General features: G+C 69.9%; 12 protein-coding genes and 3 pseudogenes. 7 read left to right on the forward strand and 8 right to left on the reverse strand.

Annotation, left to right across the window (positions count from 1 at the left end):
* Positions 1-113: 113 nt before the first annotated feature.
* From AB0395_RS33995 to AB0395_RS34005, 3 genes are all read left to right on the forward strand, one after another.
* On the forward strand, positions 114-929 hold the full coding sequence (locus AB0395_RS33995) for a hypothetical protein (RefSeq protein ID WP_366288108.1): 816 nt from the start codon (positions 114-116) through the stop codon (positions 927-929).
* The gene (locus AB0395_RS34000; protein WP_366288109.1) at positions 926-1,351 is read left to right on the forward strand and encodes a GntR family transcriptional regulator; all 426 of its coding nucleotides are present in this window, start codon (positions 926-928) and stop codon (positions 1,349-1,351) included. The genes AB0395_RS33995 and AB0395_RS34000 overlap by 4 nt, the downstream gene beginning before the upstream one ends.
* A 230-nt stretch (positions 1,352-1,581) precedes the next feature.
* On the forward strand, positions 1,582-3,249 hold the full coding sequence (locus AB0395_RS34005) for an alpha/beta hydrolase (RefSeq protein WP_366288110.1): 1,668 nt from the start codon (positions 1,582-1,584) through the stop codon (positions 3,247-3,249).
* A 173-nt stretch (positions 3,250-3,422) separates the two neighbouring features.
* On the opposite strand, the pseudogene AB0395_RS34010 reads toward AB0395_RS34005, so the two are convergent.
* The 3 genes and pseudogenes from AB0395_RS34010 to AB0395_RS34020 form a co-directional block, all read right to left on the reverse strand.
* Positions 3,423-3,782, reverse strand: a pseudogene (locus AB0395_RS34010) (NAD-binding protein); the annotation flags it as partial.
* Positions 3,783-4,023: 241 nt separating this feature from the next.
* Positions 4,024-4,263, reverse strand: a complete 240-nt coding sequence (locus AB0395_RS34015) for a hypothetical protein (protein WP_366288119.1) — start codon at positions 4,261-4,263, stop codon at positions 4,024-4,026.
* A 26-nt stretch (positions 4,264-4,289) separates the two neighbouring features.
* Positions 4,290-4,505 (reverse strand): annotated as a pseudogene (locus AB0395_RS34020) (ketosteroid isomerase family protein); the annotation flags it as partial.
* Positions 4,506-4,615: 110 nt separating this feature from the next.
* Between AB0395_RS34020 and AB0395_RS34025 the strand changes: the two are divergent.
* Positions 4,616-4,795, forward strand: a complete 180-nt coding sequence (locus tag AB0395_RS34025) for a hypothetical protein (protein WP_366288111.1) — start codon at positions 4,616-4,618, stop codon at positions 4,793-4,795.
* Positions 4,796-5,045: 250 nt separating this feature from the next.
* Here the strand turns inward: AB0395_RS34025 and AB0395_RS34030 are convergent, their stop codons facing one another.
* Positions 5,046-5,237 carry a hypothetical protein gene (locus AB0395_RS34030; RefSeq protein WP_366288112.1) on the reverse strand — a complete coding sequence of 64 codons (192 nt, stop codon included), beginning with the start codon at positions 5,235-5,237 and terminating at the stop codon, positions 5,046-5,048.
* Positions 5,238-5,388: 151 nt separating this feature from the next.
* Between AB0395_RS34030 and AB0395_RS34035 the strand changes: the two genes are divergently transcribed.
* Both AB0395_RS34035 and AB0395_RS34040 read left to right on the forward strand, forming a co-directional pair.
* Positions 5,389-5,649, forward strand: coding sequence for a hypothetical protein (locus AB0395_RS34035; protein ID WP_366288120.1), 261 nt, complete (start codon positions 5,389-5,391; stop codon positions 5,647-5,649).
* A gap of 64 nt (positions 5,650-5,713) precedes the next feature.
* Positions 5,714-6,661 (forward strand): sulfotransferase domain-containing protein, encoded by a 948-nt coding sequence (locus AB0395_RS34040; RefSeq protein ID WP_366288113.1) that lies wholly within the window; start codon positions 5,714-5,716, stop codon positions 6,659-6,661.
* 88 nt (positions 6,662-6,749) lie between these two features.
* Here the strand turns inward: AB0395_RS34040 and AB0395_RS34045 are convergent, their stop codons facing one another.
* The 3 genes from AB0395_RS34045 to AB0395_RS34055 all read right to left on the reverse strand — a co-directional run bounded on the left by AB0395_RS34045 (position 6,750) and on the right by AB0395_RS34055 (position 8,904).
* Positions 6,750-7,541 carry a transposase gene (locus AB0395_RS34045; RefSeq protein WP_366288114.1) on the reverse strand — a complete coding sequence of 264 codons (792 nt, stop codon included), beginning with the start codon at positions 7,539-7,541 and terminating at the stop codon, positions 6,750-6,752.
* A gap of 50 nt (positions 7,542-7,591) precedes the next feature.
* Positions 7,592-7,921, reverse strand: a complete 330-nt coding sequence (locus AB0395_RS34050; protein ID WP_366288115.1) for a hypothetical protein — start codon at positions 7,919-7,921, stop codon at positions 7,592-7,594.
* Between the two features lie 293 nt (positions 7,922-8,214).
* Positions 8,215-8,904, reverse strand: coding sequence for a TetR/AcrR family transcriptional regulator C-terminal domain-containing protein (locus AB0395_RS34055; protein ID WP_366288116.1), 690 nt, complete (start codon positions 8,902-8,904; stop codon positions 8,215-8,217).
* A 111-nt stretch (positions 8,905-9,015) separates the two neighbouring features.
* On the opposite strand from AB0395_RS34055, the gene AB0395_RS34060 reads away from it, so the two are divergent.
* Positions 9,016-9,726 carry a DUF4386 domain-containing protein gene (locus AB0395_RS34060; protein WP_366288117.1) on the forward strand — a complete coding sequence of 237 codons (711 nt, stop codon included), beginning with the start codon at positions 9,016-9,018 and terminating at the stop codon, positions 9,724-9,726.
* Between the two features lie 97 nt (positions 9,727-9,823).
* Here the strand turns inward: AB0395_RS34060 and AB0395_RS34065 are convergent.
* Positions 9,824-9,960, reverse strand: a pseudogene (locus AB0395_RS34065) (IS3 family transposase); the annotation flags it as partial.

Genomic DNA, 9,960 nt, shown 5'->3' on the forward strand with positions numbered 1-9,960 from the left:
TCCGATGTCGACGGACGCCTGGCCGGCAGGGATCTCGCAATGGTCGGGGCGTTGACTTTGTCGCAAGCTATGACGCACTATGTTGCTACAAAGCTTGCGACAAAGGAGGCGCTGTGACCCATGCACCGCTACCGGACGCCGGCCCGCCGGCGCGTGCGACCGATCTGCGTCTGGCGGGCGAGTGGCTGGCCCGCCACGACCTGGACGGCGCCCGCCCGACCCCGCTGCTGGCCAACCGGCTCGCGGTCCGCAGACACGCCCGCCTCGCCGCTCAGATCATCCCGGCCGTGCTGGTCCTCGCCAGCGCGCTCACCGCCACCTCCGCCTTCGGCGACGCCCCGCCGCATCGCCCGCTGCCGCTACTGGCCCTGACCGCGCTGGGGGCCGGGCTGCTGCTGGCCCAATCGCTGCTCGAGCGGTGGGTGCGACGCGTCGACCAGCAGGCGGGCGCGACGCTGTCGCGCAGGGCCGCCCACCTGATCCAGCCCGGCTGGCGGGCCGTGCTCGGCCGGCCGTACGCCGCCTTCGTGGCCGCCACGTCCGCCGGCGCGATGGCGCTGGCCGCAAGCGCCCTGACCGTTCCCGACCCCACCGTGCGGCAACTGGCCGTCATCCTGCTGATCGCCCTGCTCGGCGTGACGGCCATCACCGCCCTGCAGCTGCGCCACCTGCTCAGGCACCCGGTCGTGGCGCAGGACGAGGAGTCGCTGACCGCCGACGTCATCATGCGCGTCGAGGACGCCCGCGAACTCACCACGCCGAACGTGCAGTGGTCGCTGCCCATGGTGCTGATGTTCGGCACCGCGCCCGGCTGGTGGAGCGCCGCCGCGGTCGCCTACCTGATCCTGTGCACGGTCGCGTACATCGCGCTCCGTGTCAAGACGCCGCCGAGCGCGACGATGGCCCGGCGGGCCATGAGCCTTCGATGATCGTCATCGACGCGGCCTCGCCGGTGCCGCCGTTCGAGCAGCTGCGGGCCCAGCTCGCCCGGCAGATCCAGGATCGCACGCTGGCCGTGGGCGCCCGGCTGCCGACCATCCGTCATCTTGCGGCCGACCTCGGTCTGGCCGCCAACACGGTGGGCCGGGCCTATCGGGAGCTGGAGGAGGCGGGGCTGATCGAGACGCGCGGGCGGGCGGGCTCGTTCGTGTCGGCCGCCGGCGAGGAGGGCCGGGAGCGGGCCCGCCGGGCCGCCGCCGACTACGCGGCCGTGATCGCCAGCGTCGGCATCGACCCGGCCGAGGCGATCCGCATCGTCCAGGCGGCTCTGACGTCCGGCGCGGCGGCGCCTGCCTCGTCATCCGAGACCCGGCCACGGGGTCACGTCGCCGGGCGCACGTCGCCGGCGTAGCGGCCGATCAGGCGGCGTCCGAGCCGCCGCATCGGCTGCCGGCGTCTCCGCCCGCTTCGGCCTGCATCGCTGGACGGAGGGCGTCACCAGCGGTGCCCGCCTGCCCGACTCCCCACCGTGAACCGCGGCCCCTGTTTCTCCGCGTGATCAAGCGAAGAGGCTCGCGTACACGGCGGCGCCCATTTCATGGCAATCGAGAAAACATCTGTTCCTTTCGGAAAGAGGTATCAGTGCGATTAAGTCTGCGATCAATCCTGACATTGTTCATCGCCACGGCGACAGCGGCCACCGTGACGGCGGGCGCGCCCACGTCGGCCGGGGCCCGGATCGGCACCCCGGAGCCGGCGGTGGCCCAAGCCGGGCAGACGACTCCGGTCTGGGGCGAATGCCCGCCGGCGGCGCCCGACGGCCCCTCGCGTGACCCGCGCCAGCGGTGCGCGACCTTGCGGGTGCCGCTGGACTATCGCGCCCCGCGCGGGCGGAGCATCGAGATCGCGATCTCCCGGATCGGCACGGCGCGCCCTGGGGCGCGTCGCGGGATCCTGCTGTCCAACCCGGGCGGCCCTGGCGATAGCGGCCTGGATCTGCCCAGCCGGCTGGCCGTCGTTCTGTCGTCGGAGGTCCTGGATCGGTACGACCTGATCGGCTTCGATCCGCGAGGGGTCGGCCACAGCACCCCGGTCACCTGCGGCCTCGATCCCACGAGGTTGTTCACACTGCGGCTGCCCTACCCGGCGCCGGACGGCGGCATCGAGCGCAACATCGCCTTCGCGCGGGACACCGCGGCCGCGTGCGCCGAGCACTCCGGCGACCTGCTTCCGTTCATCACCACGGCCAACACGGCCCGGGACATGGACCGCATCCGGGCCGCGCTCGGTGAGCCGAGACTGTCCTACTTCGGCCTCTCCTACGGCACCTACCTGGGAGCCGTCTACCTGTCGCTGTTTCCGGGACGCGGTGACCGGATCGTGCTGGACAGCGCCGTCGATCCGGGCCTGGTGTGGCGGGACATGTTGCGGGGCTGGAACCAGGCGGTCGCGACGCGCCTGCCCGACCTGCTCACCTTCTCAGCCGAGCGGGACGCCGTCTACCACCTCGGCGCGACACCGGAGGAGGTGCGGCGCACCTACGACCGGCTGATCGCGGCCCTCGACCGGCAGCCCCTGCCGATCCCGGGCGGCCCCGTGTTCGACGGCAACGCCCTGCGCGAGGGCACCCGGGTGGGGCTTTACTTCGACGGCTTCTTCCCGCTCATAGCCGAGCTCTGGCAGGAGATCGCGGCCGCCGTCTCAGGACCCACCGTGAACACCGCGGACCCCGTGGACCCCGCCGTCCTGGCTCGGCTGAATCGGCTGATCTCCGCCACTGGGGCCGCCGGTGGCGCCGTCGGTGGCGGGACGGCGCAGACACCGGCGGACAACCGCATCGCCGCGCTCTACGCGGTGTTCTGCGATGACGCGGCCTGGCCGCGCAGCGTGGCGTTGCACGCCCGGCAGGTCGCGGCCGACCGGCGGGCATGGCCGGCGACGGCGGGCATGCCCTCGAACCTCTGGCCGTGCGCGGCCTGGCGCACCCGGCCGGTGGAGCCGCCGGTGACGGTCACCGGTCACGGACCGCGCAACGTGCTGATCCTGCAGAACACTCGCGACCCCTCCACGTCTCTGGCGAGCGCGCGCGGCCTGCGCGCCGTGCTCGGCCGGCGGGCCGTCATGATCACGGTCGACCAGGGCGGTCACGGCGTCGCCGGGTTGGGCAGCTGCGCCGACGAGGCGATGAACTCCTTCCTCGCCACCGGGGCACTGCCCGGGCGGGACCGCTTCTGCCCGGCTCCGTCACCGGCCGACGCCAACACCCGCTCCACGCCCTTGCCGTACATACCTTCTGCGGGGCCGCTGTAGGGTCGTCGCCTGTGGACCGCCGTGCGCCGGTAGATCGGATTCCGATTCGGTGAGAACCGGTGCACGCGCACTTTCCGCCTCATCTCCTTGATCTCGGCCCCGGCGGCGAAGGCCCGTTCGGAGCCGGTGACGACGATGCAGCCGACGCCGGGGTCGAGGTCGAGTGCGGTGGCGGCGTACAGATCGGCCGCGCGCCGGCCGAGCTCGGCGGCCACCCCGCTGGAGCGGGCGGCGTCGGCGGCCAGCCCGAGGTCCTTGGTCATGAGGGCGGCGGCGAATCCCGGCCGGTAGTCGCGGTTGGCGGGGCCGGCCGGGACGGGTCCGGGGACCGGGCAGTTGGCGGTCAGCGCCCAGCACTGCCCGGAGGCCGTCGAGACCACGTCGAACAGCGCCTGGTGGGACAGGCCAAGACGCTCGCCCAGGACGAACGCCTCACTGACGGCGATCATCGAGGCGCCGAGGATCATGTTGTTGCAGATCTTCGCGGCCTGGCCGGCACCCGGGTCACCGCAGTGCACGACCTTGCGGCCCATGGCCGACAGCAACAGTGAGACGGACGCGAAGTCGGTTTCGGGGATGGACCTGCAATGAAACCGGAACGCACGCCAAGCCCCTCGGGTGCCACCGAAAGGCGGCGGAAACGGGCCGCGTCCGCCGGAGATCGCACGTCAGGTCCTGGGGGTCGAAGCCGGGGTTTCGGCTGTGGACGGCCGTGCCCGGCGTGAGGCCGGATTGGCTCCCGCGGCGGCTCCACTGCGCTGACCTGGTCAGACGTCACTCCAGGAACCGGACAGTACACAGGTTTTGTCCGGCCAGCGTCCCGGCGCGGCCCGTTTCCGCCGTATTCCGGTGGCACCCCAAGGGGCAGGGCGAGGCGGTGGCGGTGCGGAAGATCTGGTCGTGAATGTAGATGCCACTCTCCTGGCCGGAGATCGGTTTGAGGGTGAATACCTCGGTGAACGGGGTGGGTTTGTCGAAGGCGTTGTCGATGGCGAAGCTGCCGGAGACCCGCACCCGGATTCGCTGTCTTCCGCGGCCTGCACGTCGCGGGTGTCGAGCCGGTGTTTGATGACGGCCAGTCTGGGGGCGTTGATCGCTTCCATGATGGCGCTCGTCCCCTGGTGCCACCGGTCGTCCCAGGTCAGTGTCGAGCCGGGGAGGTAGAAGGTCTGCAGCTGTAGCCGGTGCGAGGGGCCCGCATCGAAGGCGGTGTAGTAGTGCTGGAGAAACGCGTCCGCGATCTCGGTGGCATCCATGCGCGGAACGTATCACCGTCCGCACAATCGGTATCCGGTTTGCTTGTGCTGGGCCGGAGCGGGACCGCGAACCGGCGCCGCCCAGGCGCCCGGCGTGGTGGTGGACCGGCATGTGCGTTTTGCTGCAGGCCCGCTCCAGCGCATCGGCCGACGGCGGCCGCCTGCTGCTGGTCGCCTCCGCTCCAGGAGACCTGCGTCGCCTGTTGAAGCTGACCGCGCTGCACAAGCTGTTTGAGATCGCCGACGCCCTGCCCGACGCGCTGCGCAGGGCGCGCTCGCACCGGCCCTGAAGGCCGCGAACGAGGCGAGACTTTCGCGACACCCTACGCGCACGCGCGAAGAAGGCCGCAGACGTCCGGCGGGCCGGGAGACTGCCCGCCCGGCCGGGGCCCGGGGAGCGTAGCCGTCGCTTGGCCGCCCGCAAGTCCCCCGCACCCGCCGACCCGGGCAGCCGCCGTAGGGACTTGCCCGCAGGCAGCGCTGACGGCTTGATCCGGATCCCGGGCCGGGCGAGCGAGGGAATGCGCAGAAGGTGTGCGGCTACCGGTGGACCGGTGCCCGAAGGGTGAGCAGACCTTCGTCGAAGGCGAGCTGGAACAGCGCGCCCAGGCGCACCATCACCGAGTCCCTATCGCCCATCGTGGCCGGTGTGCCGCTTGCCTCGGCCTCGACGGCCGCCTCCAGCAGATCCTGCAGCAGGGCGTGCGCGTGGCCGAGGAGGTAGCCGTTCAATCTCGCCCTGCGAGTGAGTGGCTACGACGGCTTGATCTGGCCCCGGCCGGGCTGGGGCGGGTGACGAAATCCTTATGTCGGCTTGAAGTGGCCCCGCCGGGCGGGTTGCGCGCGGGAGCCTCGTGGTGCTGCGCGGCGTCAGGAGGGTCTGGTGGCGGTCACGAAGGCTGAGCTGTTCGAGCGCATCCGGCGTGATTCGTGGCGGGAGGGGCTGTCGGTCCGGGCGCTGGCTCGCAGGTACGGGGTGCACCGGCGGCTGGTGCGGGAGGCGCTGACGCATGCTGAGCCGACGCCGCGGAAGACGCCCGGAAAACCGCACGTTCGAGCAGACCGGGGCAATCACTTCGCTGCCTCGCAGGAACCGACGCTGTTTACCACCGAGGTCCGCGCCGCGTTCCGGTCATTGCGCTAGCGGGGTGTCCCGGTCATTCACGGCACGGTTGACGGCCCGATCTGGTTGCTGTCAGTCTCCCCGCATGGGCTTGGGGGAACGCGTTCGCTACCAGACCTCCTTTACGGACTCGGCCCGCTGGGATGGGTTCGTGTTCCGTCCCGGCGACCTCGTGATCAGCACCCCGGCGAAGTGCGGCACGACCTGGCTGCAGATGATCTGCGCCCTGGAGATCTTCAAAAGCGCGACATTCGACCGGCCGCTAGACCAGATCTCGCCGTGGCTGGACGTCCTGCTGCGCCCGCTCACCGGAGTGCTGGCCGACCTCGAGGCACAGGCGCACCGGCGATTCATCAAGACCCATACGCCCCTCGACGGATTGCCCTTCGACGACCGGGTCACCTACCTCTGCGCAAGCCGGGACCCCCGGGATGTGGCCGTGTCCTTGGACAGCCATACCAGCAACACCAACCGGGCCGTGTCCCTCGCATTGCGGGAGGATGCCGTGGGCGCCGTGGTCCTTGACGAGCTGCTGGCCGCCGCTCCGTCCCTGCCGAGCGGGACCGCGCGCGAGCGCTTCTGGTCCTGGGTCAATCCGGCCGCGCCCGGAAAGGCCGTGTCCGATCTGGAGATCATGCTTCACCATCTGGACACGTTCTGGCAGGTGCGTGACCAGCCGAACATCGTGCTGCTGCGCTACGAGGACCTCCTTGATGACCTCGAAGGGCAGATGCGCTACATAGCCGCCCGGCTCGGGATCGCCATCACCGAGACAGCCTGGCCGGACCTGGTTCAGGCCGCCACGTTCGCGGTCATGAAGGGCCGGGCCGGCGAGCTCGCGCCCGAAGCCAGCCACAACGGCTTCTATCACGACCGCAGCCAGTTCTTCCACAGCGGATCAACAGGCCAGTGGCGGCAGGTCCTCAGCGAGGAGGAGCTTCCCCGGTACGCCGCCCGAGTCGCCGAATGCGCGCCGGCGGACCTTGCCGCCTGGATCCATCGGCCCGCGCTGCCGACGACAGGCAACCTCTAATAGCTGATCCGAAAATCGGACGGTCGCTGGGCAGGCGGTAGCGTTCCTCCGTCGTGCACTGCGGGGGCTTTCGATGGTGGGATGTGGGTCAGGTGGCGAGTTCGAGGGTGACCGTGTAGCCGAGGGCTTGGAGCTGGTGGATGTGGCGGCGTTTCTTGTGCTCAGGATCGATGCGGCTGTCGTAGAAGTCGGCGCCAAGGTCGATGAAGTGGGCATCGGGGTCGGACAGCAGATGCCAGATGATGGTCAGGATAGAGCGGCCGACTGCGACTACGGCTTTCTTCTTGCCGCGGCGCCGGGCGATGCGCCGGTAGCGTTCCCCCAGGAAGGTATCGGTCCGGCCTGCGGCGACGGCGGCTTCGCCGAGGACGCGGGCCAGATAGGGGTTGCCGTGGCCGGTGGCGCCCTTGCCCTTCTTCTTGCTGGCTGATTCCTTCACCCCTGGGGCGAAGCGGGCCCAGGAGGCCAGGTGCTTGGCGGTAGGGAAGCGGCTCATGTCCAGGCCGACCTCGGAGATGATCACATGAGCCGCGGTCGGCCCGATGCCTGGGATCTCATCCAGCCGCATCGCCGCATCGGCGAACGGGGTGATCTCTTGCTCGATCGCGTCGTCGAGATCGGCGATGTCGGCGCCGTAGGCATCGATCCGGGACAGCATCTTGGTCAGCAGGAAGGCGTGGCGGTCGGTGAAGTGGCCGGTGAAGGCCTCTTCCAGCGTGCTGATCTTGGCACGCATCCGCCCGCGGGCCATCTGCGCCAGCGTCCTGGGGTCACGTTCGCCGTTGATCAGCGCGGCCAGCATGCTGCGTCCAGAGACACCGAAGATGTCGGAAGCGACCACGCTCAGCTTGATCTGGGCGTCTTCCAAGAGCTTTTCCACGCGGTTCTTCTCCGCGGTGCAGGAGTTGACCAGGTCAACCCGGTATCGGGTCAGGCCCTCTTTGGCAGGCTCAGGTGAGACTGCCAGGACTGGCGTCTCTCCGCCGCTTCCGGGCAAAGGTCGTCGGCGACCTGGCGGTCCATGAGGAGCCAGGTCAATGGCCGATCGGCGGCGGAACTGATCCAATTGGCGAAGTCGGTCTCGGTGATGATGTATCCGGCCGCATCGTAGGCCTCCATGTCCAGTACGCAAATGAGCGCCTTGTCGTGGGGGACGTCGTCAAGGCCGTGTGGCGGACCGGGCAAGACGAGGCTGCCCGGCAAAGCGCTGAGGTGTTCCAGCATGCGAGTGTCCTTCGGCAGCTTCAGATACAGCGTCATGGGGCTCTCCAACGCTCGTAACGCAGGGCACGCGGGACATCGAGGACAAGGATGCCGCACTCGGCACAGAGCCCGGGGTCCTCTTGCGGGTCCACGCCGGCCGGCTCACCGGTCGCTCGGGAGTTTGGCGGCAGCGGCCTGGAGGTCGGCATCGGTGGGCAGGGTAAATAGCCGGGTGGCGCCGACCACGCCTCGGCGACGAGCAGTACCTCCAGGAGTTTCCGTACGGCAGCAGCGACACCGAAGGCGACCCATGGGATCCGTCTCCGTCGGGCTTGGCGTGGCTCGCTGACCTAGCCGCGGAGGCGTTCAAGCCCGTCCAGGAGCAGATCGAGGGTGAACTCGAACTCGACCTGGCTGTCGCACCAACCCAGCGTGGGGTCGGTGACGTCGTGGATCTCGGCCGCCACCATCGCTGTCAGGTACGGCAGGGCTTCGGCCATGGCGGTCAGGTCTGCTTCCGTGGCGTCGACCTCCATGCTTCCCCCGGCCGACGCCGGGCTGAAGATCTCCTGCACGAACCCGAGAGGCAGGCTGCCGAACGCGTGCAGCGCCCGGTGCGCGAGGTGGTACGAGAACCCGGCACCGACCAGCGTGCCCACGATCCCGTCGTAGTACGCGAAAAGGCCGGCCGGGATGGTCCGGCGCGAGCCCAGCAGCCCGGACGCCCACGGGTGACGCAGCATCACTTCCCGCGCCGCGAGGAACCGCTGCCGCAGCCGCGTACGCCAGTCTCCGTCAGGTTTGGTCGTGTCGAGGCGGCCGACCGCGTCATGGATCTCAGCGACCACGGTCTCGACGACGCCGTCGAGCAGGGCCTCCTTGCCCGGCAGATGGTAGTAGAGCGACATGGCCTCGACGTCGAGGTCGGCAGCGAGGCGGCGCATCGTCAGCGCCTTGATCCCCTCCGCATCCGCCAGGACGACCGCCGCCGCCAGCACGCGCTCGCGGCTGAGCGGCTCACGGAATGCCTTCGCTGCCATCGGTCTTCCACCCCCTTGTCGTGCCTTACCTCGTAAGTTACCTTACGAGGTAAGGCACGCAGTCAATCTCTCGCGGCCGCCGCGCCGGCACAGCCCTCAAGGAGAGCCGCCATGCACGCGCTGATCCGCACCGCCCGCACGACCGGGCTGCTCTACCTCGGCCTCGCCGTCACCGGCGCACTGGGCTTCCTGCTCATCCGGCCGCGGCTCTTCACGGCCGACGACCCCGGTGCGACGCTCGCCCACCTGGTCGACCACGAATCGCTCGCCCGCGCCGGGGTCGCCTTGGAACTGCTCATCGTCGTCACCCAAGCCCTCACAGCAGCATGGTTCTACCGCCTGTTCCGCACCGCACACCCGCTTGCCGCCAGCGGTATCGCCGCCTTCGGCCTCGTCAACGCGGTCGCGATCCTCTCCAGCGCGGCGCTGCTCGCCACAGCGGTCCAGGTCGCGCTCGCCCCGATCGGCGACGCGGCGGCCGTCGTCCAGATCCTGTACCTGGTCAGCGACAACCTGTGGGGCGTGGGAGCAGTGTTCTTCGGCCTGTGGCTCATCCCCATGGGCTCGTGCGTGCTCCGCTCGGGCTGGATGCCCCGCCCGCTCGGCTGGATTCTCATCGGCGGCGGCATCGGCTACCTGCTCAGCGCGTTCGTCGGATACCTCGCCCCCGACGCACAGGGCATCGCAGACGCTCTCACCGTCCCCGCGACCGTAGGGGAGCTCTGGATGGCCGGCTACCTGCTGATCTGCGGCGTCCGCCGTCACGCGCTCGACCAAGCCCCGCCAGGTGGTGCGCCCACGGCGGCACCCGCAGCGGGGTGACGGGTCCCAGGAACCGAGGAACGTCCCGAGCCAGCCGACGGTCACCAGATGGAGGGCGAACCCGAACTCGGACCGCACGAGCCGACGGACTCGACTCCCGCTTCTTGGCCGCCCAATACGTGGACGGCGAAACTTCCAACACAGCACAGATCGGCTCCACACCGAACTGTTCACGATGGGTATCGATGAACTCGACTAGCGCGGCAGTTTGGGGTCGAGTTCCCGGGCGAAATA

It is taken from the genome of Streptosporangium sp. NPDC051023 (genome assembly GCF_040689595.1).
Classification (GTDB): domain Bacteria; phylum Actinomycetota; class Actinomycetes; order Streptosporangiales; family Streptosporangiaceae; genus Streptosporangium.